This window comes from Enterobacter cloacae complex sp. P14RS (assembly GCF_014895895.1).
Taxonomy (GTDB): domain Bacteria; phylum Pseudomonadota; class Gammaproteobacteria; order Enterobacterales; family Enterobacteriaceae; genus Enterobacter; species Enterobacter bugandensis.
This window is the reverse complement of sequence record NZ_JADBQM010000011.1, coordinates 53,655-74,682: the sequence shown is the minus strand read 5'-3', so window position 1 is coordinate 74,682 and position 21,028 is coordinate 53,655. Positions and strand designations below refer to the sequence as shown.

The 21,028-nt window shown below is 56.5% G+C and carries 19 protein-coding genes; 17 read left to right on the top strand and 2 right to left on the bottom strand.

The genetic code is table 11. The annotated features are described in order from the left end of the window. Nucleotides 1-97: 97 nt before the first annotated feature. From hpaH to yjiA, 10 genes are all read left to right on the top strand, one after another. Nucleotides 98-901 carry a 2-oxo-hept-4-ene-1,7-dioate hydratase gene (gene hpaH / locus IM295_RS09645; RefSeq protein WP_193066611.1) on the top strand — a complete coding sequence of 268 codons (804 nt, stop codon included), beginning with the start codon at nucleotides 98-100 and terminating at the stop codon, nucleotides 899-901. Nucleotides 902-911: 10 nt separating this feature from the next. After that, complete coding sequence (gene hpaI, locus IM295_RS09640; protein ID WP_059354706.1) at nucleotides 912-1,706, top strand: 4-hydroxy-2-oxoheptanedioate aldolase; 795 nt, start codon at nucleotides 912-914, stop codon at nucleotides 1,704-1,706. Between the two features lie 21 nt (nucleotides 1,707-1,727). Then, nucleotides 1,728-3,071, top strand: a complete 1,344-nt coding sequence (gene hpaX, locus IM295_RS09635; RefSeq protein ID WP_193066610.1) for a 4-hydroxyphenylacetate permease — start codon at nucleotides 1,728-1,730, stop codon at nucleotides 3,069-3,071. Continuing rightward, nucleotides 3,043-3,933 (top strand): 4-hydroxyphenylacetate catabolism regulatory protein HpaA, encoded by an 891-nt coding sequence (gene hpaA / locus IM295_RS09630; protein WP_047363639.1) that lies wholly within the window; start codon nucleotides 3,043-3,045, stop codon nucleotides 3,931-3,933. The genes hpaX and hpaA overlap by 29 nt, the downstream gene beginning before the upstream one ends. A gap of 195 nt (nucleotides 3,934-4,128) precedes the next feature. Continuing rightward, entirely contained in the window at nucleotides 4,129-5,691 is a 1,563-nt protein-coding gene (gene hpaB / locus IM295_RS09625) for a 4-hydroxyphenylacetate 3-monooxygenase, oxygenase component (protein ID WP_058678933.1), read from the top strand. 17 nt (nucleotides 5,692-5,708) lie between these two features. Further along, on the top strand, nucleotides 5,709-6,221 hold the full coding sequence (locus tag IM295_RS09620; RefSeq protein ID WP_041911318.1) for a 4-hydroxyphenylacetate 3-monooxygenase reductase subunit: 513 nt from the start codon (nucleotides 5,709-5,711) through the stop codon (nucleotides 6,219-6,221). A gap of 176 nt (nucleotides 6,222-6,397) precedes the next feature. After that, a complete protein-coding gene (locus IM295_RS09615) occupies nucleotides 6,398-7,315 on the top strand; it encodes a YafY family protein (RefSeq protein WP_048957191.1) in 918 nt (305 codons plus the stop codon). A gap of 191 nt (nucleotides 7,316-7,506) precedes the next feature. Further along, nucleotides 7,507-9,660: a carbon starvation CstA family protein gene (locus tag IM295_RS09610; protein WP_028015394.1), complete on the top strand. Its 2,154-nt coding sequence runs from the start codon at nucleotides 7,507-7,509 to the stop codon at nucleotides 9,658-9,660. 65 nt (nucleotides 9,661-9,725) lie between these two features. Next, a complete protein-coding gene (locus tag IM295_RS09605; RefSeq protein ID WP_003856610.1) occupies nucleotides 9,726-9,929 on the top strand; it encodes a YbdD/YjiX family protein in 204 nt (67 codons plus the stop codon). A 10-nt stretch (nucleotides 9,930-9,939) separates the two neighbouring features. Then, complete coding sequence (gene yjiA / locus IM295_RS09600) at nucleotides 9,940-10,893, top strand: GTPase (RefSeq protein ID WP_048959792.1); 954 nt, start codon at nucleotides 9,940-9,942, stop codon at nucleotides 10,891-10,893. Between the two features lie 53 nt (nucleotides 10,894-10,946). On the opposite strand, the gene IM295_RS09595 is transcribed toward yjiA, so the two are convergent. Beyond that, nucleotides 10,947-12,305, bottom strand: a complete 1,359-nt coding sequence (locus IM295_RS09595; protein WP_193066609.1) for an esterase-like activity of phytase family protein — start codon at nucleotides 12,303-12,305, stop codon at nucleotides 10,947-10,949. A gap of 410 nt (nucleotides 12,306-12,715) precedes the next feature. On the opposite strand from IM295_RS09595, the gene IM295_RS09590 reads away from it, so the two are divergent. Next, nucleotides 12,716-13,261 carry a YfaZ family outer membrane protein gene (locus IM295_RS09590; protein ID WP_049138647.1) on the top strand — a complete coding sequence of 182 codons (546 nt, stop codon included), beginning with the start codon at nucleotides 12,716-12,718 and terminating at the stop codon, nucleotides 13,259-13,261. Next, nucleotides 13,261-13,581 carry a hypothetical protein gene (locus IM295_RS09585; protein ID WP_028015390.1) on the top strand — a complete coding sequence of 107 codons (321 nt, stop codon included), beginning with the start codon at nucleotides 13,261-13,263 and terminating at the stop codon, nucleotides 13,579-13,581. The genes IM295_RS09590 and IM295_RS09585 overlap by 1 nt, the downstream gene beginning before the upstream one ends. A gap of 44 nt (nucleotides 13,582-13,625) precedes the next feature. Here IM295_RS09585 and IM295_RS09580 read toward each other — a convergent pair whose 3' ends face one another. Continuing rightward, nucleotides 13,626-14,996, bottom strand: a complete 1,371-nt coding sequence (locus IM295_RS09580; protein WP_049138646.1) for an NAD-dependent succinate-semialdehyde dehydrogenase — start codon at nucleotides 14,994-14,996, stop codon at nucleotides 13,626-13,628. Between the two features lie 151 nt (nucleotides 14,997-15,147). Between IM295_RS09580 and IM295_RS09575 the strand changes: the two genes are divergently transcribed. From IM295_RS09575 to IM295_RS23070, 5 genes are all read left to right on the top strand, one after another. Continuing rightward, a complete protein-coding gene (locus IM295_RS09575) occupies nucleotides 15,148-15,891 on the top strand; it encodes an AraC family transcriptional regulator (RefSeq protein WP_193066608.1) in 744 nt (247 codons plus the stop codon). Nucleotides 15,892-15,938: 47 nt separating this feature from the next. Then, nucleotides 15,939-16,586 carry a LysE family translocator gene (locus IM295_RS09570; protein WP_193066607.1) on the top strand — a complete coding sequence of 216 codons (648 nt, stop codon included), beginning with the start codon at nucleotides 15,939-15,941 and terminating at the stop codon, nucleotides 16,584-16,586. Between the two features lie 101 nt (nucleotides 16,587-16,687). Continuing rightward, nucleotides 16,688-17,869 (top strand): restriction endonuclease, encoded by a 1,182-nt coding sequence (locus IM295_RS09565; protein WP_047367268.1) that lies wholly within the window; start codon nucleotides 16,688-16,690, stop codon nucleotides 17,867-17,869. Nucleotides 17,870-17,918: 49 nt separating this feature from the next. Then, complete coding sequence (locus IM295_RS09560; RefSeq protein ID WP_193066606.1) at nucleotides 17,919-19,538, top strand: class I SAM-dependent DNA methyltransferase; 1,620 nt, start codon at nucleotides 17,919-17,921, stop codon at nucleotides 19,536-19,538. After that, entirely contained in the window at nucleotides 19,528-20,982 is a 1,455-nt protein-coding gene (locus tag IM295_RS23070) for a restriction endonuclease subunit S (RefSeq protein ID WP_226859465.1), read from the top strand. The genes IM295_RS09560 and IM295_RS23070 overlap by 11 nt, the downstream gene beginning before the upstream one ends. The last annotated feature ends 46 nt before the right edge of the window (nucleotides 20,983-21,028 follow it).

The following is a 21,028-nucleotide window of genomic DNA, read 5'->3' as shown; positions in this document are numbered from 1 at the left end:
TCTGCTCGCCCGGTGGCGCTGCGCTTACCGGGCCTACAACAGCCCCGAACGTAGGCCGGGATCGCTACGCGCCACCCGGCAAAAACAGGATATCGCCATGCTCGACAAACACACCCATACCCTGATCGCCCACCGCCTGCATCAGGCGGAACAGTCCCGGGAGCAGATCCGCGCGATCTCGCTGGAGTACCCGGAGATCACCATCGAAGACGCCTACGCCGTACAGCGCCAATGGGTGAGCCTGAAAATTGCCGAAGGCCGCGTGCTGAAAGGCCACAAGATTGGCCTCACCTCAAAAGCGATGCAGGCCAGCTCGCAGATTAGCGAGCCGGACTACGGCGCGCTGCTGGACGACATGTTCTTCCATGACGGTAGCGACATCCCCGTCGATCGCTTTATCGTCCCGCGTATCGAAGTGGAGCTGGCCTTCGTGCTGGCAAAACCGCTGCGCGGCCCGAACTGCACGATCTTCGACGTCTACAACGCCACGGATTACGTCATTCCCGCCCTGGAGCTGATCGACGCCCGCTGCCACAACGTTGACCCGGAGACCCAGCGCCCGCGCAAGGTGTTCGACACCATCTCCGATAACGCCGCCAACGCCGGGGTGATCCTCGGCGGTCGTCCGATTAAGCCCGACGCGCTGGATCTGCGTTGGATCTCCGCCCTGCTCTACCGCAACGGCGTGATCGAAGAGACCGGCGTCGCCGCGGGCGTGCTTAACCACCCGGCGAACGGCGTGGCGTGGCTGGCGAACAAGCTCGCGCCGTACGACGTGCAGCTTGAGCCCGGACAAATCATCCTCGGCGGCTCGTTTACCCGTCCGGTTGCCGCCAGCAGAGGCGACACCTTCCATGTTGACTACGGCAACATGGGTTCCATCAGCTGTCGCTTTGTATAAGGAGGCGACCATGCAAAACGCATTCAAAGCGGCGCTGAAGGCGGGCCGCCCGCAAATCGGTTTATGGCTGGGGCTGACCAGCAGCTACAGCGCAGAGCTGCTGGCCGGGGCCGGTTTTGACTGGCTGCTGATCGACGGCGAGCACGCGCCGAACAGCGTGCAGACCGTCCTGACTCAGCTCCAGGCTATCGCCCCTTATCCCAGCCAGCCGGTGGTGCGCCCGTCGTGGAACGATCCGGTGCAGATCAAGCAGCTGCTGGACATAGGCGCGCAAACCCTGCTGGTGCCGATGGTGCAAAACGCTGACGAGGCGCGGCTGGCGGTAAGCGCCACCCGCTACCCGCCTGCGGGCATCCGCGGCGTCGGCAGCGCCCTGGCGCGCGCCTCGCGCTGGAACCGCATCCCGGATTACCTGCATCAGGCTAACGACGCCATGTGCGTGCTGGTGCAGATCGAAACCCGCGAGGCGCTGAAAAACCTGCCGCAGATCCTGGACGTGGAAGGCGTCGACGGCGTGTTTATCGGACCGGCGGATCTGAGCGCCGACATGGGCTTTGCCGGCAATCCGCAGCACCCGGAGGTGCAGGCCGCCATCGAACAGGCGATCGCGCAGATCCTCAGCGCGGGCAAAGCGCCCGGCATCCTGATGGCGAATGAACAGCTGGCGAAACGCTATCTCGGCCTCGGCGCATTGTTTGTGGCGGTCGGTGTGGATACCACCCTGCTCGCCCGCAGCGCCGAAGCGCTGGCGGCCCGCTTTACCGACGTCACCACAGCAGTTGATAACAATAAATCCGTCTACTAAACGTACGATGTGGAGCGCAACATGACGACCTCAACCCTGCATAATAAAGATGTAGAACATCGCGCAATGAATAAGCTGTTCCGTCGTTTGATCGTGTTTCTCTTTATCCTGTTTGTTTTCTCGTTTCTCGATCGCATCAACATCGGCTTTGCCGGACTGACGATGGGCAAAGATCTGGGCCTCACGTCGACCATGTTTGGCCTGGCCGCGACCCTGTTTTACGTCACCTACGTGCTGTGCGGGATCCCCAGCAACATCATGCTGGCGAAGGTCGGCGCACGCCGCTGGATCGCCGGGATCATGGTGGTGTGGGGCATCGCCTCCACCTGCACCATGTTCGCCACCAGCCCCGAAACGCTTTACGTCCTGCGCATGCTGGTGGGCATTGCGGAAGCCGGTTTCCTGCCGGGGATTTTGGTCTATCTCACCTGGTGGTTCCCGGCCTATCACCGCGCCCGCGCCAACGCGCTGTTTATGATCGCCATGCCGGTGACCATGATGCTTGGCTCGATCCTCTCCGGGTATATTCTGGCGATGGACGGGCTGTGGAACCTGAAGGGCTGGCAGTGGCTGTTTCTGCTGGAGGGGTTGCCGTCGGTGGTGCTCGGCGTGGTGACCTGGTTTTACCTCAACGACACGCCGGATCAGGCCACCTGGCTGGATGAAGACGAAAAGCAGGCGCTGAAAACGATGATCGCGCGCGAGCAGGAGGTCGCCATCGCCCAATCCGTCACGCCGCGCTCGACGCTTCGTGAGGTGCTTACGCCCGCCGTGCTGCTCTACACGCTGGCCTACTTCTGTCTGACCAATACGCTGAGCGCGATCAACATCTGGACGCCGCAGATCCTGCAAAGCTTCAACACCGGCAGCAGCAATATCGTGATTGGCCTGCTGGCGGCGATCCCGCAGTTTTGTACCATCCTCGGGATGATCTGGTGGAGTCGCCGCTCCGACAGGCTGAAAGAGCGAAAAAAGCACACCATCCTGCCGTACCTGTTTGCAGCGGCGGGATGGATGCTGGCCTCCGCGACCGATCACAGCCTGATCCAGCTGCTTGGCATCATCATGGCCTCAACCGGATCGTTTACCGCCATGGCGATATTCTGGACCACGCCGGACCAGGTTATTAGCCTGCAGTCACGCGCGGTGGCGCTGGCGGTGATCAACGCCATCGGTAACGTCGGATCCGCCGTCAGCCCGCTGCTGATTGGGATCCTGCGCGACGCGACCGGCAGCTTCAGCTCCGGGCTGTGGTTCGTGGCGGGTCTGCTGGTGGTCGGCGCGCTGGTGCTGACGCGCATCCCGATGACGCAGCGGGTTCAACAGAGGAACGATCATGTGCCAGAGCCCTATCGCCAACATTGATATCAGCAAGGAGTACGACGAAAGTCTGGGTACCGACGACGTGCACTATCAGTCTTTCGCCCGCATGGCGGCCTTTTTTGGCCGCGACATGCAGGCGCACCGTCACGACCAGTACTTTCAGATGCACTTTCTCGACACCGGACAGATTGAACTCCAGCTCGACGACCACCGCTATTCGGTGCAGGCGCCGCTGTTTGTGCTGACGCCGCCGTCGGTGCCGCACGCATTTATCACCGAATCCGACAGCGACGGGCACGTGCTGACGGTGCGCGAGGATCTCATCTGGCCGCTGCTGGAGGTGCTCTACCCCGGCACGCGGGAAGCGTTCGGCCTGCCGGGGATCTGTCTGTCGCTTGCCGACAAGCCTGACGAACTGGCGGCGCTGAAGCACTACTGGCAGCTGATTGCCCGGGAATCCACGGCGCAGCTGCCGGGCCGTGAGCATACGCTGGTCCTGCTGGCGCAGGCGGTATTTACCCTGCTGCTGCGCAACGCGAAGCTCGACGACCACGCGGCCAGCGGGATGCGCGGCGAGCTGAAGCTGTTCCAGCGCTTTACCCAGCTGATCGACACCCACTATCACCAGCACTGGACGGTACCGGAATACGCCAGCGAGTTGCACCTGACCGAATCCCGCCTGACGGACATCTGCCGCCGCTTCGCCAACCGCTCGCCGAAACGGCTGATCTTCGACCGGCAGCTGCGCGAGGCCAGGCGCCTGCTGCTGTTTTCCGACAGCGCGGTCAGCGAGATTGCCTGGCAGCTGGGATTTAAAGATCCAGCCTATTTCGCCCGGTTTTTCAATCGCCTGACGGGTTGCTCGCCCAGCGCGTATCGGGCGCAGAAAGTACCGGTTTCCTGAACGCATCGCGGTTCGTAGGGCGGGTAAGCGCAGCGCCACCCGCCAAAAACCCGCACAGATCACAAATCCCAATCCCGCCCGAAAAGTACCCGCCGTTGTCCCAATCGTCCCTTCACGTTCCGCCCCTCTCACGCTTCAATTAAACAACAAAAACAAAACATAAATTTAACAACCATCTTCCGATACGAGGTCCCTATGAAGCCTGAAGAATTCCGCGCTGATGCCAAACGTCCGTTAACCGGCGAAGAGTATTTAAAAAGCCTGCAGGATGGCCGCGAGATTTATATCTACGGCGAGCGCGTTAAGGACGTCACCACCCACCCGGCGTTTCGCAATGCAGCAGCGTCCATCGCCCAGATGTACGACGCCCTGCACAAGCCGGACATGCAGGATACGCTGTGCTGGGGCACCGACACCGGCAGCGGCGGCTACACCCACAAATTTTTCCGCGTGGCGAAAAGCGCCGACGACCTGCGCCAGCAGCGCGACGCCATCGCCGAGTGGTCGCGCCTGAGCTACGGCTGGATGGGCCGCACGCCGGACTACAAAGCGGCGTTCGGCTGCGCGCTCGGTGCTAACCCGGCTTTCTACGGCCAGTTCGAGCAGAACGCCCGGAACTGGTACACCCGCATTCAGGAAACCGGCCTGTACTTCAACCACGCCATCGTCAACCCGCCGATCGACCGCCACAAGCCGGCGGACGAGGTGAAGGACGTCTACATCAAGCTGGAGAAAGAGACCGATGCCGGGATTATCGTCAGCGGTGCGAAAGTCGTCGCAACCAACTCGGCGTTGACCCACTACAACATGATCGGTTTTGGCTCCGCGCAGGTGATGGGCGAAAACCCGGACTTCGCGCTGATGTTCGTCGCACCAATGGATGCCGAAGGCGTGAAGCTGATCTCCCGCGCCTCGTACGAGATGGTGGCAGGCGCAACCGGATCCCCGTATGACTATCCGCTCTCCAGCCGCTTCGACGAGAACGACGCGATCCTGGTGATGGATAACGTGCTGATCCCGTGGGAAAACGTGCTGATCTACCGCGATTTCGACCGCTGCCGTCGCTGGACGATGGAGGGCGGCTTCGCCCGCATGTACCCGCTGCAGGCCTGCGTACGTCTGGCGGTGAAGCTCGACTTCATCACCGCCCTGCTGAAGAAATCCCTGGAGTGCACAGGTACCCTTGAGTTCCGCGGCGTGCAGGCGGATCTCGGCGAAGTGGTGGCCTGGCGCAATATGTTCTGGGCGCTGAGCGACTCCATGTGCTCCGAAGCCACGCCGTGGGTGAACGGCGCGTACCTGCCGGACCACGCGGCGCTGCAAACCTACCGCGTGATGGCCCCGATGGCCTACGCGAAGATCAAGAACATCATCGAACGTAACGTGACCTCCGGGCTAATTTATCTGCCGTCCAGCGCGCGGGACCTGAACAACCCGCAGATCGACCAGTATCTGGCGAAGTACGTGCGCGGCTCCAACGGAATGGATCACGTCGAACGCATCAAGATTTTGAAACTGATGTGGGACGCCATCGGCAGCGAGTTTGGGGGTCGTCACGAGTTGTACGAAATCAACTACTCCGGCAGCCAGGATGAGATCCGCCTGCAATGCCTGCGTCAGGCGCAAAGCTCCGGGAATATGGACAAGATGATGGCAATGGTCGACCGCTGCATGTCCGAGTACGACCAGCACGGCTGGACCGTGCCGCACCTGCACAACAACAGCGATATCAACATGCTCGACAAGCTGCTGAAATAGCGCAGCGGGAGGTTACAATGCATTCAGATGAACAACGCCTGCGTTTTCGCGACGCAATGAGCAGCCTGTCGGCGGCGGTCAATGTGGTCACCACCGAGGGCGACGCCGGACGCTGCGGCATTACCGCCACCGCCGTCTGCTCGGTGACGGATACCCCGCCGTCGGTCATGGTCTGCATTAACGCCAACAGCGCCATGAACCCGGTCTTTCAGGGCAACGGCAGGCTGTGCGTCAACGTGCTGAACCACGAGCAGGAGATCATGGCCCGCCACTTCGCCGGGATGACGGGGATGGCAATGGAGGAGCGCTTTGCCCTCTCCTGCTGGCAGAAAGGCCCGCTGGGGCAGCCGGTGCTGAAAGGCGCGCTGGCGAGCCTGGAAGGCGAGATTACCCAGGTGCAAACCATCGGCACGCATCTGGTTTATCTTGTCGAAGTGAAAAACATCATCCTGAGTGACGCGGGACACGGCCTGATCTACTTTAAGCGCCGTTTCCACCCGGTGATGATGGAGATGGAAGCCGTCGTGTGATCCCCCTCGCGCTGGCCTTTTTTCGGGCCAGCGCCGCTTTCTACAAAAATTCCTAAGGTTTCCGCTAAATCACGCCGTTATATATCCATAAGAGAAATTTTCTGTGCCTGAATACTGACATCTCCGGTCAGTGCTTTTGCATTGTTCAGCGCATACCCAATATACAGGAAGACCTTATGGCTAAAACGACGCGGAGCCGCTCGGCTGAACGTCTGGTCGATATTCTCCTTGAGCTACATTTACACGGGGTGGTAAACCGCAGTGCGCTAATGGAGAAATTTAAAATTACCGAGCGTACCGTCTACCGGGATTTAAATGCGCTCTCGCCCATTGTTGAACATACCGGTAACGGGCTATATCGACTGATCCACTCCGCCCAATCTCCCGGCGGGCAGGGATTACATCATGCTCTGGCTAACTTCCTGAATGCCGATAACTTTTTCCCTGAAAGAAATACGGACTTCTGGCAAAAGCTGGAGGCGCGCGTCGACGAAAACCATATTCTTATCCTCGGTAATGACGCAGAGCACACGGTGCAGCGTGATATCCGCCGCCATTTAGCGAAAATCGAGAAATCGATTAAGAACCATAATGTCTGTCAGATCGTTTATAAGGGTAAAACCCGTCTGATTAATCCCTATAAACTCATTAACAAAAAAAATATATGGTATTTACAAGCTACCGAAAATAGCCGGTTGAAATCCTTTTCATTAAGCCAGATTAGCTGGTTTGATGTTCAAAAAACCTTTTTTACCCCTGATGAAAATGTTCGGGAACTGCTGGAAAAAAGCCTCGACCCGTGGGTGTCCGAAACTACTTTCACCGTGAAAATATTCATTAAGGATAATATTTCACATTACTTCCTGCGCCGCGATCTCCTGCCGGAACAGGAGCTGCTGGAGGAGCGGCGCGGCGGCGTCACGCTGCGCTGCCAGGCGGCACACGAAAACCAGATCCTGCCGCTGCTGTTCTACTGGCTGCCGAATATTCAGATCCTGGAGCCGAGCTGGCTGAAGGAGAAGCTCATCAAGACGCTGGAAAGCTACCTGTCGATGGAGCGCAGCCCGGAAAACCACGTGATCTCAATCACATAATTTTCCCGACCAGCGGCGAGCCTGAACCACTCGCCGCGTCCTTTGACCGCTCACCCGTCACTTTCAACCACTCACTCATTTACCGTCCTTTACGCGCGCGCGGATCTGGCACGATCGCTCCAGCATTAATCAATACCTCCTCACAACGAACCCTGACCCTTTTTTCTTTACATAAAAAACCAGGTCTTACTATGGATACTAAAAAACTACTTAAGCACGTGCCCTGGGCCTTACTCGGGATCCTCGGCGCTTTCTGTCTGGCGGTTGTCGCATTGCGCCGGGGCGAACACGTCAGCGCCCTGTGGATCGTGGTCGCGTCGGTTTCCGTCTACCTTGTGGCCTATCGCTACTACAGCTTGTACATCGCGCAGAAGGTCATGAAGCTCGACCCGACGCGCGCCACCCCGGCAGTCATTAACAACGACGGCCTGAACTACGTGCCAACCAACCGCTACGTGCTGTTTGGTCACCACTTTGCCGCCATTGCAGGCGCTGGCCCGCTGGTCGGCCCGGTGCTGGCCGCGCAAATGGGCTACCTGCCGGGTACGCTCTGGCTGCTGGCGGGCGTGGTGCTGGCGGGTGCGGTGCAGGACTTTATGGTGCTGTTTATCTCCTCGCGCCGTAACGGCTCGTCGCTGGGTGAGATGATCAAAGAAGAGATGGGCCGCGTGCCGGGCACTATCGCCCTCTTCGGCTGCTTCTTGATCATGATCATCATCCTCGCGGTGCTGGCGCTGATCGTGGTGAAAGCGCTGGCCGAAAGTCCGTGGGGCGTCTTCACCGTCTGCTCTACCGTACCGATTGCGCTGTTCATGGGCATCTATATGCGCTTCCTGCGTCCTGGGCGCGTTGGCGAGGTGTCGGTGATCGGTATTGTGCTGCTGGTCGCCTCCATCTACTTCGGCGGCGTGATTGCGCACGACCCGTACTGGGGCCCGGCGCTGACCTTTAAAGACACCACCATCACCTTCGCGCTGATCGGTTACGCGTTCGTTTCCGCCCTGCTGCCGGTGTGGCTGATTCTGGCTCCGCGCGACTACCTGGCGACCTTCCTGAAAATCGGTGTCATCGTCGGGCTGGCGATCGGGATTGTCATCATCAACCCTGAGCTGAAAATGCCGGCGGTGACGCAGTACATTGACGGCACCGGTCCGCTGTGGAAAGGCGCCCTGTTCCCGTTCCTGTTTATTACCATCGCCTGCGGCGCCGTGTCTGGCTTCCACGCGCTGATCGCCTCCGGCACCACGCCGAAGCTGATGGCTAACGAAACCGACGCGCGCTTTATCGGTTACGGCGCGATGCTGATGGAGTCCTTCGTGGCGATCATGGCGCTGGTTGCGGCGTCGATTATCGAGCCAGGCCTGTACTTCGCGATGAACACTCCACCGGCGGGTCTGGGCATCACCATGCCAAACCTGCATGAGATGGGCGGGGAAAATACCGCGCTGATCATGGCGCAGCTGAAAGAGGCCAGCGCACACGCGGCGGCGACCGTCAGCTCCTGGGGCTTCGTGATCTCGCCTGAGCAGATCATGCAGACCGCGAAGGACATTGGCGAACCGTCCGTGCTGAACCGCGCAGGTGGCGCGCCGACGCTGGCCGTGGGTATCGCACACGTGTTCCACAAAGTGCTGCCGTGGGCGGACATGGGCTTCTGGTACCACTTCGGTATTCTGTTCGAAGCGCTGTTCATCCTCACCGCGCTGGATGCCGGTACCCGTGCGGGCCGCTTCATGCTGCAGGATCTGCTGGGCAACTTCGTGCCGTTCCTGAAGAAAACCGACTCTCTGGTAGCGGGTGTTCTGGGTACTGCCGGGTGCGTAGGCCTGTGGGGCTACCTGCTGTATCAGGGCGTTGTCGACCCGCTCGGCGGCGTGAAGAGCCTGTGGCCACTGTTCGGTATCTCTAACCAGATGCTGGCAGCCGTTGCCCTGGTGCTCGGTACCGTCGTCCTCGTGAAGATGAAACGCACCAAATACATCTGGGTGACCGTGGTTCCTGCGCTGTGGCTGCTGCTCTGCACCACCTGGGCGCTGGGCCTGAAGCTGTTCAGCACCAACCCGCAGCTGGAAGGCTTCTTCTTCATGGCTAACCAGTACAAAGAGAAGATTGCCGCAGGCGGCGCGGATCTGACCGCGCAGCAGATTGCCAACATGAACCATATCGTGGTGAACAACTACACCAACGCGGGTCTGAGCATTCTGTTCCTGGTGGTGGTGTATAGCATTATCTTCTACGGCATCAAAACCTGGATGAAAGTGCGCAACACCGAAGGCCGTACGGATAAAGAGACCCCGTACGTGCCGGTGCCGGAAGGCGGCGTGAAGACCTCTTCACACCATTAATTAAGCCTGTCACTGTAGGCCCGGATCGCTGCGCGCCTCCGGGCTTCTTCTATCTGGAACTCTCAATGTTTGGTAACTTAGGCGAAGCAAAAAAATACCTCGGTCAGGCGGCGAAAATGCTGATTGGCATTCCGGACTATGACAACTACGTTGAGCATATGAAGACCAACCATCCGGATAAGCCGTACATGACCTACACCGAATTCTTCCGCGAGCGTCAGGAAGCGCGCTACGGCGGAAGTGGAGAAGGCGGCGTCCGCTGCTGCTAAAGGAGAGACCATGACCCCGATTGCCGTTACCCTGCTGACCGGTTTCCTCGGCGCCGGTAAAACCACCCTGCTGCGCCACATCCTGAACGAGCAGCACGGCTTCAAAATCGCCGTCATCGAAAACGAATTTGGCGAAGTCTCCGTTGACGATCAATTAATCGGAGACCGCGCCACGCAAATCAAAACCCTGACCAACGGCTGCATCTGCTGCACCCGCTCTAACGAGCTGGAAGACGCCCTGCTGGACCTGCTCGACAGCCGCGATCGCGGTGACATCGGCTTCGACCGCCTGGTGATCGAGTGCACCGGCATGGCCGACCCCGGCCCGATTATTCAGACCTTTTTCTCGCACGATATTCTTTGCCAGCGCTACCTGCTGGACGGGGTGATTGCCCTGGTAGACGCGGTCCACGCCGACGAGCAGATGAACCAGTTCACCATTGCCCAGTCTCAGGTAGGCTACGCCGACCGCATCCTGCTGACCAAAACCGACGTGGCAGGCGACAGCGAAAAACTCCGCGAGCGCCTGACGCGCATCAACTCGCGCGCGCCGATTTATACGGTGACGCATGGCGATATCGATCTATCCCAGCTGTTTAACACCAACGGCTTTATGCTGGAGGAGAACGTCACCACGAAACCGCGCTTCCACTTTATGGGAGACAAGCAAAACGACGTAGCGTCGATTGTGGTGGAGCTGGACTATCCGGTGGACATCAGCGAGGTCTCGCGGGTAATGGAAAACCTGCTGCTTTCGTTTGCCGACAAGCTGCTGCGCTACAAAGGCATGCTGTGGATCGACGGCGAGCCGAACCGCCTGCTGTTTCAGGGCGTACAGCGCCTGTACAGCGCCGACTGGGACCGCCCGTGGGGCGATGAAGCGCCGCATAGCGTGATGGTGTTTATTGGTATACAGCTGCCGGAAGAAGAAATCCGAGCAGCGTTTGCAGGTCTGAAGAAATAACCGCCTTGCTTCCCCTCTCCCCTTTGGGGAGAGGGTTAGGATGAGGGGTAAAATTATTTCAACGCCTCCGGCAGCGTCACAATCCACAGCTCGCTCTCTGACTCCGGCTTCTTCAGCGGCTTCACGCTGAGCGTGGTTTCCACCGGTTTATCATCCAGCGTCAGCTTGCCTTCCTCGTTAATCCGATAGTCCTTGAGCTTTTTGCCCTCGACCGGATGCTGCATCGCCACCTTCACGCCAAAGTCGTTATCGTTCGCCACCGCAAGCCGTTTGCCGTCGATCAGCGCCAGCCCTTCGGCCTTCTCCTGCTTCCAGCCCAGCGCGCGCAGATCGACGACCTGCGTTTTTGCAGCAAGGGTAATGCCGCGCTGCGCCAGGGTTTTCTCATCATCAAACTCCGGGTACTCGCCCGGCTTGTCGAAAGCGGTCAGGTCGCTCGCCTTGCTGAGATCCACCTTGTAGATAAGGTTACGCATCGCGTCATTTTTATCCTCACCCTGTTCAATCAGCAGGATGTGCTGGTCGTCCAGCGCCACGATGTCGCCGATTTTGGCGTCGCTGTTTTTGCTGTAGGCCGCGCTGTCGATGGGGTAGCCGTACATCGCCGTTTTCCCAGTCGCCGGGTCGAAGCTGACCAGACGCGTAAACAGCGCCTGCTTTTTGCTCTTACCGTCGATATCCAGCGTGCTTTGCACGGCGGCGATAATCCGCCCGTCCGGCATCCGGGTCAGGCCTTCAAAGCCCCGGTTCGGCTGGCGCCATTTAATAACGTTTGGCAGACCGCCCGCGATGGATTTTTCCCCTTCCGCCGCCTGCGGCCCGTGGATCGCCAGAATTTTCCCTTTGCTGTCGACGTTAATCAGGAACGGGCCATACTCGTCGCACAGCCAGAAGCCGCCCTTGCCGTCCGGGGTGATGCCTTCCGTGTCCAGTCCGCGGTTGTCACCCTTCAGAATTTTAAGGGTATCGCTGAACGCCACCTCGTTGGTGGCTCCAATCACGCCGCTTTGCAGCGGCAGGCCGTTAATCTCGCCTTTATCATCATGCAGCGGGCGGGCATCCGTTGCCTCCGCTTTGCCGTTCTGAACGCGGATGGTCATCAGCAGCGGCGCGAAATCCGGCGTGACAAAAATCTTGGCTTCGTTTTTACCCATTTTGGGCGCATCGGCGTTAGGACCGCGATCGGTCACGGTCGCGAAGGTCAGAGCATCCCCCTGCTTGCCCGTAAACAGCAGGCCGGAGCCAATCCCTACCGGGAGTCCATTCGGAAACGCACCGGCAAACGCGCCGGTGTATTTCACGTGTGAGCCGTCAGGGAAGCTGACAACATAGCGTTCAGCCGTGGGCTGCGCCGCCAGGCCAGAGAAAGAGAGCGTACAGCCGATAAGCACAGGAATGATTTTTCTTTTCATATTGTTAGCATCCGGAAAGTGAAGCCCACAACGTAATGAACAAACGTGTCAGAAAAATGACATGGAAAGGAAACGTGGCCGGACATCTGAACGAATAATGACCATAAAAATGTAAAAATTTGTTTTTTTATGTGATTTTAGAAATGGAATTGGAAATTATTAGAAGCGCAATTAATGCATCTCAAATCACTATCCCTGCCTCGTTCAGATTTCGTTTAGTCAAAAAATTAAACTGTTCCTCAATATCTGAAATTTGCGCGTTGACACACCGACAACCCAACTTAAGCGTTACAAATAAAGATAAAAGAATTAACAATTACAGCATGAAAAGTCGATTTGCATCACATTTGCAGTCATAAACATCGCTTGTTAAGGTGCCTCCAGATTAATTTGATGATGAGGCACGAAACATGAAAAAACTGAACATTCTTCTTCTTTCTGCACTGACCGCCATCTCGGGTTCCGCACTGGCAATGGGCGGCAGCATTGAGCAGGGTAAAAACTTTACCAACCTCAACCTGGAAATGGGCAAATCCTCATCCGGTGTTTATCTCGAAAGTAACTGGCTGAAAAACACCGACGACGGTACCCAGACCGGTGGCGTGGGCGCAGGCTACAATCTGGAAGTGGGCCCGGTGATGCTGAATGCGGGCGCAAAAGCCATCTACATCGGCCCGAAAAAAGGCGATAACGGCGTGGCCTTCCCGATTGGCGGCGGCGTAAATGTTGCGCTGACCGACAACATCCACGTCTATGGCGAAGGCTATGCGGCACCAGAAGGCCTGAACAACAGCGTGAAAAACTACGTTGAAGCTAACGGCGGCGTAAGCTGGACCCCAATCAAACCGGTTACGCTGAAAGTGGGCTACCGCCACGTGAGCGTTGACGGTAAAGATGGTCGTCCAAACCACACCCTGATTGATGGCGCATATGTCGGCGGTGGAGTTAGCTTCTGATGAAACACCGCATTACCGCGCTTTGTGTTCTGAGCCTCACGCTGATGCTCACTGGCTGCGTCCAGTACAAATGGGTAAAACCGGGCGTGAGCGACGCTGAGATGAATAAAAAGCTCACGGAATGCGAAGCCCAGGCCCTGATCGATCTGCCTCCGGATAACGTAGTGACCGGTTCGAGCTCGGAAAAAACGGACAAAAAGAACAAGAAAAAGGATATTTCCACGAGCTACACGGTTGAAGACGCGAATGAATATCGCCGGGATACGTTAGTCGACAGCTGCATGTTCAAAAGCGGCTGGGACAAGATCGAAGTACAGTAATCAACTGAAAAAACCTGCCAACCGGCAGGTTTTTTTATTACCTCTTACTTACGCACCACCACCAGCTTCTGGTTCACAAACTCTTTGATCCCCAGATCCGACAGCTCGCGTCCGTAGCCGGAACGCTTCACGCCGCCGAACGGCAGCTCTGCTGCGGTATCGGTGAGCCAGTTGATGTACACCATCCCGGTCTCGATCCGCGACGCCATTTTCTTCGCGCGCTCAATGTCCTGGCTGAACACCGCCCCACCCAGGCCGTAGTGGGAGTCGTTCGCCAGCGCGACCGCTTCGTCGTCGTTTTTCACCACGTACATCTGCGCAACCGGGCCGAAGAACTCTTCGAAGTACGCCGGGTTATCGCGGGAGATATTCGTCAGGATAGTCGGTTCGAAGAAGCTCCCGTCGCGCTGCACCGGCTTGCCGCCATAGTGCAGCGTGGCACCGTTTTTCACCGCCTCGTTAACCTGTTTGGTCAGCGTTTCCAGCGCATCTTTGGAAGAGAGCGGCCCCAGCGTGGTGCTCTCGTCCAGCGGATCGCCAATCTTCACCTGCTTAAACGCCTCGGTAAATTTGCTGAGGAACGCGTCGGCAATTTTCTCGTGCAGGATAAAGCGCTTCGCCGCGGTACAGACCTGCCCGGCGTTGTTGAGCCTCGCATTCACGCCAATCTTAACCGCTTTATCCAGGTCCGCGTCGTCCAGCACCACGAAGACGTCGTTACCGCCCAGTTCGAGGGTCGATTTCTTAATGTGCTTCGCCGCCTGCGCGGCCACCACGCTGCCCGCCTTTTCGGAGCCGGTTAGCGCTGCGCCCTGCACGCGATCGTCTGCGATGATATTCGCCACCTGTTCGGACGAGATAAACAGGTTCGTCCACGCCCCTTCCGGCGCACCCGCCTCGCGCACCAGATGCGCAAAGGTCTCGGCGCAGTGCGGAACGATGCTGGCATGCTTGGCGATAACGGGGTTACCCGCCGCCAGGTTTGGTGCCAGGACGCGCATCAGCTGGTAGTACGGGAAGTTCCACGGCTCGACGGCCATCAGCACGCCGATGGGGTGATGCTCCACCCACGCTTCCCCAAGTTCAGAGTCGTACTTCACCGGGGCGAGGAACTGCTTCGCGTTGTCGGCGTAGTAGCGGGCGATCTGCGCGCAAAGCTTCACCTCGCCGCGGCTCTGTTCGATGAGCTTACCCATCTCCTGGCTGGCGATTTTGGCCAGATCCTCCACGCGCTCGTCGATCAGGTCGGCAAGCTTATGCAGCACCGGCAGGCGCTGGCTGATGTCGCCTTTCGCCCATTCCGAATGGTAAAGCGCATCGGCCGCCTTCAGCGCCGCTTCGATATCCGCGTCGGTATGTGAGGGGTATTCTTTGATGAGCTGGTTAGTGGCAGGATTTACTGTCTGATAAGCCATATCGAATCTCCATGTTTTACCGCTTAGGGTATTAAGGGTAGTCAACATGACTGGCTGTGGACGTAAAGTTGGGTATATCCGGAAGGTTCTGAGTTAAGCAGTGCCGGACGGTTCGCTGACGTGGTATAAAAAACGTCCAGAAGGAGTTTCCATGACCGATACCCGACACGTTCGCCAGACTTTTCACCGCGCCTCAGGCATTGAGCTGCGCAGCACCTGGCAAAGCACGCGGGCGTACAAACGCCACTGTCACCCTCAACTCTCCATCGGCGCGATTGTTGAGGGCCAGACCTGCTGCGTGTGCCATGACCAAGAGTACATTCTTCATCCCGGGGACCTCATTGCGATCCCAGCTTATGTGCCGCACAGCTGCAACCCCGTCGACGGGCAGCCGCGCAGCTACCATATGCTCTATATCGACACCGATCTTCCTCTGGCGCTACAGGTGATTCGTAACCCTGCCCTGTTTGCCCATTACCTGGACGTCGTTAAGACAATGTCTCCAGCGTCCGTGGAGGCGCTGCTTTCTGCCCTTCCCCGCTGCGCAGATAACGCAGACGCGCTTCGGCCAACCAGCCAGCAGGTTCAGGAGGCGTTTCTTTCCAATCTCACCAGCCCGCCCTCTCTCGACGAACTTGCCCAACGCTTCTCGCTGCGCAAGGAGACGCTGATCCGCACCTTCCGGCAGGACACCGGCCTGACGCCGGGCAGCTTCCTCAACATCTCCCGCGTGGAGTTCGCCAAAGCGCGGCTACGTGCCGGGGACGACATCGCCGACGTCGGCTACCAGAGCGGCTTTGCCGACCAGAGCCATTTTCATAAGACCTTCGTCAGCTATACCGCCGCCACGCCGCGCCAGTACGCCACAGGCCGATCAATATCAGACAATAAATAGTTTCTGCAGCGCCGTATCCTGTCCTCAGATGGTTAACTGAGGTCGCTATGGAACTGTTCTTCCCTTCCGCTTTTCTCGCTCTGGCGCTGGCGCATTTTGTTGCGCTGTTGAGCCCGGGTCCGGATTTTTTCCTGCTTGTGGGCTACGCGGCGCGCTATCGGCTGCGCGGCAGCGCCGGGCTGTGCGTCGGCATCGCCGCGGGTAACGCGCTCTATATTGTTCTGGTGATTATCGGCTGGAGCGCGCTGCGCCAGTTTACGTGGCTGTTTACGCTTATCGAGGTATGCGGGGCGCTGTACCTGCTGTGGATCGGCTCGCATCTGGTGCGCAGCCAACCGCAGGCGCTGACGCTTGCAGAAACCCGACAGCGGTGCCCTTCTCTGATCAAGCAGATCCTGCTGGGGCTGGGATCGGCGCTGTTAAATCCAAAAAATGCGCTGTTCTACCTGGCGCTGATGACGGCGTTACTCGGGCCGGACGTCACGCTGCTTCAGCAGGCGACCTGCGGCGTCTGGATGGTGATGGTGGTGCTGGCGTGGGATCTGGCGCTGGTGTCGATGATGGGGCTTTCGGCGGTGCAACAGAAGCTCAGCCGTTCGCTGTGGTGGATTGAGCGCACGGCGGGCGGGGTGCTGATGGGGTTTGGCGGGTGGGTGCTGTGGCGGGTGCTGGCAAATAGTGTGTTGCCCCTATAGAAAGCAACGCCTTAATTACCTTACAAAATAAGTGACTTAGCTATTAGTATTTCTTCCCTGACGTGGCAAGCTAACGCCACAGCAATCGTTAAGGGAACAACGTGAAAAATTACAAAGTCATTACGCCACTTTTTCCAACCTATGCGCAGGTTCAGGCAATGATGAAAGCCGTCTCCGGCTATTCAGTGAATTCTGTACGTAACATGATCAGTGCGATTCAGGAACAAACCGGCACTCCGCAAAACCCGGTCGACTGGTCCGAACCTGATATGTGGATCAACGAACGCCTGAAAGGCGAAGACGCTGAGATCGCGCTGCGGATATGGAATCAGGATAGCCACATCCTCAATCCGCGCCATAGCTACGGTAGCTATTTGTTTCTTAACTCTTCTGTCTTCGAGTTGATGGAAACGACGCAGAAAGATACCTGGGTCCCTACCCAGCGCGGGCAGCAATTCCTGAATAACGACGATGCCACGTTACGCGCGCTCGACGATAAAGAAGGGTTACTGCAACTCCTTGAACTGCTTGCAGGACGTGAAATGTCCCGTCGTGCTGACTTACTCCCGGAATGGCAGGCTTTTTTACACCAGCATTCAAAGTTCGCTTCTACCAGTTCTATCAAAAGCACGCTCTACTCGCGCCTCTACAACCTGATCGATCGCGATATGGTCGCCCGTGAAGGGATGAGTTACTACATCACCGATAAAGGCCGGGCATGGTTAGCGAATGCGTTACCGGCCCGAAAAGCCGATCCGCGAAAAGAACTTCTGGACGCGGTGAAGCGCTACAACCAGCAGCAAAAAGAGCAGCTTCGCGAACAAATCAGCACCATGAATCCCTACAAGTTTGAGCATTTGATTGGTCAACTTCTGGAAGCGATGGGTTATGAACAGGTGGAAGTGACCAAAGCGTCGGGCGATAAGGGCGTCGACGTTGTCGGCAGAGTTCAGGTGGGCATTACCACCATTACGGAAGTGGTGCAGGTTAAGCGTATGCAGAGCAATATTACCCGTCCTGTTATCGACCAGTTACGCGGTGCGTTGCCTTATCACAGCGCGATCCGGGGCACGCTCATCACCACCGGGCGTTTTGCCGGGAACTGTGAAAAAGCGGCTCTGCATCCCGGTGCGGCTCCTATTACCTTGATAGATGGTGACCGGCTGCTTGAACTGCTGATTGAGAATAATGTTGGCATTCGACGCAGCAACGCGGTCGAGCTGCTGGATGTGGATTTACAGGTTTTTGATGAGCTGGAAGAGGGATTAAAAGGCGAAATTTAACGTCTTAATCGCTACAATAGACGCCAAATTTTTCCTGATTGAGTTCATCATGGCCAAAGCACCAACAAAAAAAGCCAAAGCAAAGAAAGGCTTTGAAGACACATTATGGGATACCGCGAACCAGCTTCGCGGTAGCGTTGAATCCTCCGAGTACAAGCACGTGGTGCTGAGCCTCGTGTTCCTGAAATTTATCAGCGATAAGTTCGAGGCCCGTCGTCAAAAAATGAAGGACGAAGGCCAGGAAGACTTCCTGGAAATGGAGGTCTTCTATCAGCAGGACAATATCTTCTACCTGCCGGAAAAGGCGCGCTGGTCGTTCATCAAACAGAACGCCAAACAGGATAATCTCGCCGTCCTGATTGATGATGCCCTTTCTACTATTGAGAAGCGCAACCCGACGCTGAAAGGCGCGCTGCCGGATAACTACTTCAGCCGTCAGGATCTGGAGACCAAGAAGCTGGCATCGCTGATCGACACTATCGACAACATCGAAACGCTGGCGCACGAAACCGACGTTGAAGCGCTGTCGAAAGAAGACCTGGTCGGCCGCGTGTACGAATACTTCCTCGGCAAGTTTGCCGCCACCGAAGGCAAAGGCGGCGGTGAGTTCTATACGCCAAAATGCGTGGTGACGCTGCTGACCGAAATGCTCGAACCGTTCCAGGGCAAAATTTATGACCCCTGCTGCGGTTCGGCGGGGATGTTTGTCCAGTCGGTGAAGTTCGTCGAAAGCCACCAGGGGAAAAGCCGCGATATCGCTCTGTACGGTCAGGAGCTTACGGCCACTACCTATAAACTGGCGAAGATGAACCTCGCCATCCGTGGTCTTTCCGCCAACCTTGGCGAACGCCCTGCGGACACCTTCTTCAACGATCAGCACCCGGATTTAAAAGCCGACTACATTCTGGCAAACCCGCCGTTTAACCTGAAAGACTGGCGTAACGACGCCGAGCTGACTAACGATCCGCGCTTTGCAGGCTACCGTACGCCGCCAACCGGCAACGCCAACTACGGCTGGATCTTGCATATGCTCTCCAAGCTGTCGGCCAACGGTACCGCCGGTTTTGTGCTGGCAAACGGCTCGATGAGTTCCAACACCAGCGGCGAAGGCGAGATCCGCGCGCAGATGATCGAAAACGATCTGATCGACTGCATGATCGCCCTGCCCGGCCAGCTGTTCTACACCACCCAGATCCCGGTCTGCCTGTGGTTTATGACCAAATCGAAGGCTGCCGATCCGGCTAAAGGCTATCGTAACCGTCAGGGCGAAACGCTGTTTATTGATGCGCGTAATCTCGGCACCATGATGAACCGCACCACCAAAGAGCTGACGGCGGACGATATCGCCACCATCGCCGAGACCTACCATGCATGGCGCAGCACGCCAGAAGAGCTGGCCGAGCGCGTTAAGCGTGGCGACAGCAAGCTGGCGCAATATGAAGACCAGGCAGGGTTCTGCAAGGTTGCGACAATTGAAGAGATCAAGGCTAACGACTATGTGTTGACGCCGGGCCGCTATGTCGGCGCTGCCGAGCAGGAAGACGACGGCGTGGCGTTTGAAACCAAAATGCGCGAATTGTCGCAGACGCTGTTTGCGCAGATGAAGCAGGCGGAAGAATTGGATAAGGCGATTCGCCAGAACCTGGAGGCGCTGGGCTATGGGGAGTAAGTGGGCCATCGTTAGCATTGACGATATTAAGTTACCTGAGAAATATAGTTGTGTTGGAGGCCCGTTCGGTTCTTCTCTTTCACAAAAACATTATGTCGATTCAGGTGTTCCTGTTATCCGAGGCACCAATTTAGCCGGAGACATATTTTCAGAGAGCGGATTTGTTTTTGTTTCTCCAGATAAAGCAAATGAATTACAACGCAACATGGCCTTTCGTGGGGACATTGTATTTACACAACGAGGAACGTTGGGACAAGTAGCGTTGATCCCTGAAGACTCTATATACGAACGATATATTGTGTCGCAGAGCCAAATGAAGTTGACTGTAAATCCGAAACATGCGGATGCATATTTTATATACACATATTTCAGAACTAATGAAGCCAAGGCATTGATTGAAAATAATGCTATTATTGGAGGAGTTCCTCATATCAACCTTGGTATTTTGAAACAATTTAAGTTGAGGCTCCCTCCACTTTCAGAGCAAAAGCGAATCTCTGAGGTTTCCAAGTCTATTGATAACAAAATAAATCTAAACTACCAAATTAACCAAACCTTGGAACAAATGTCCCAAACCCTGTTCAAATCTTGGTTTGTGGATTTCGATCCGGTGATTGATAACGCACTGGATGCGGGAAACTCAATCCCGGAAGCGCTGCAATCTCGCGCCGAGTTGCGTCAAAAAGTACGCAACAGTGCAAATTTCAAACAACTTCCAGCGGAAGTTCGTGCACTGTTCCCGGCTGAATTTGAAGAAATGGACTTGGGTTTAATCCCAAAAGGTTGGAAATTTTCAAATGTTGATAGCTTACTAAAAAATACAATTGGTGGTGACTGGGGAAGTGATTCAGAGAATGAAAAACATACAACACAAGCTGTGATTGTACGTGGAACAGACATTCCGGACTTAATTTCCGGAAAACTAAGCTCTGCGCCATATCGATGGGTTGAACCGAAAAAGCTTGAAAAAAGAAGAATTAATGTCGGTGACATTATCATTGAAGTTTCAGGTGGGAGTCCAACACAGTCGACTGGCCGCTCAATTTTCATGACTGAACAGATCATTGATCGATTAGGCGGTGTTATCGAACCTGCAAGCTTTTGTCGCAAATTCGAGCCGTTATCTGTAGAACTTGGACTAATCATTAGTTTGCATCTGAGCAAAATATATAATGATGGGAAAATGTGGGAATACCAAAATCAAAGTACAGGTATCGCTAATTTTCAGACAAAATATTTTCTTGGGGCTGAACAGATAGTCATTCCAAGTGTTCAAGTCATTAATGCTTTTTATCGTATCGTTATGCCATGGATTGAAAAATCGCATAATAATGAGCAAATCATCTTGGGTAACCTCCGCGACACCCTGCTCCCCAAACTCATCTCCGGCGAGCTGTCCCTGGAGGATCTCCCCGACCTCATCAAACAAACCGAAGCCGCATAACGCATTTTTGCCCCTGTAAAATCAGGGGCTTTCTGGTAAGGTTTTC

Excerpts from the sequence above, each read along its gene's own strand:
- IM295_RS09575 (WP_193066608.1), top strand. The coding sequence starts at position 15,148 with ATGACCGATACCCGACACGTTCGCCAGACTTTTCACCGCGCCTCAGGC.
- yjiA (WP_048959792.1), top strand. The coding sequence starts at position 9,940 with ATGACCCCGATTGCCGTTACCCTGCTGACCGGTTTCCTCGGCGCCGGT.
- IM295_RS09595 (WP_193066609.1), bottom strand. The coding sequence starts at position 12,305 with ATGAAAAGAAAAATCATTCCTGTGCTTATCGGCTGTACGCTCTCTTTC.
- IM295_RS09590 (WP_049138647.1), top strand. The coding sequence starts at position 12,716 with ATGAAAAAACTGAACATTCTTCTTCTTTCTGCACTGACCGCCATCTCG.
- IM295_RS09560 (WP_193066606.1), top strand. The coding sequence starts at position 17,919 with ATGGCCAAAGCACCAACAAAAAAAGCCAAAGCAAAGAAAGGCTTTGAA.
- hpaA (WP_047363639.1), top strand. The coding sequence starts at position 3,043 with ATGTGCCAGAGCCCTATCGCCAACATTGATATCAGCAAGGAGTACGAC.
- IM295_RS09620 (WP_041911318.1), top strand. The coding sequence starts at position 5,709 with ATGCATTCAGATGAACAACGCCTGCGTTTTCGCGACGCAATGAGCAGC.
- IM295_RS09610 (WP_028015394.1), top strand. The coding sequence starts at position 7,507 with ATGGATACTAAAAAACTACTTAAGCACGTGCCCTGGGCCTTACTCGGG.
- hpaB (WP_058678933.1), top strand. The coding sequence starts at position 4,129 with ATGAAGCCTGAAGAATTCCGCGCTGATGCCAAACGTCCGTTAACCGGC.
- IM295_RS23070 (WP_226859465.1), top strand. The coding sequence starts at position 19,528 with ATGGGGAGTAAGTGGGCCATCGTTAGCATTGACGATATTAAGTTACCT.
- IM295_RS09615 (WP_048957191.1), top strand. The coding sequence starts at position 6,398 with ATGGCTAAAACGACGCGGAGCCGCTCGGCTGAACGTCTGGTCGATATT.
- IM295_RS09585 (WP_028015390.1), top strand. The coding sequence starts at position 13,261 with ATGAAACACCGCATTACCGCGCTTTGTGTTCTGAGCCTCACGCTGATG.
- hpaX (WP_193066610.1), top strand. The coding sequence starts at position 1,728 with ATGACGACCTCAACCCTGCATAATAAAGATGTAGAACATCGCGCAATG.
- IM295_RS09570 (WP_193066607.1), top strand. The coding sequence starts at position 15,939 with ATGGAACTGTTCTTCCCTTCCGCTTTTCTCGCTCTGGCGCTGGCGCAT.
- hpaI (WP_059354706.1), top strand. The coding sequence starts at position 912 with ATGCAAAACGCATTCAAAGCGGCGCTGAAGGCGGGCCGCCCGCAAATC.
- IM295_RS09580 (WP_049138646.1), bottom strand. The coding sequence starts at position 14,996 with ATGGCTTATCAGACAGTAAATCCTGCCACTAACCAGCTCATCAAAGAA.
- hpaH (WP_193066611.1), top strand. The coding sequence starts at position 98 with ATGCTCGACAAACACACCCATACCCTGATCGCCCACCGCCTGCATCAG.
- IM295_RS09605 (WP_003856610.1), top strand. The coding sequence starts at position 9,726 with ATGTTTGGTAACTTAGGCGAAGCAAAAAAATACCTCGGTCAGGCGGCG.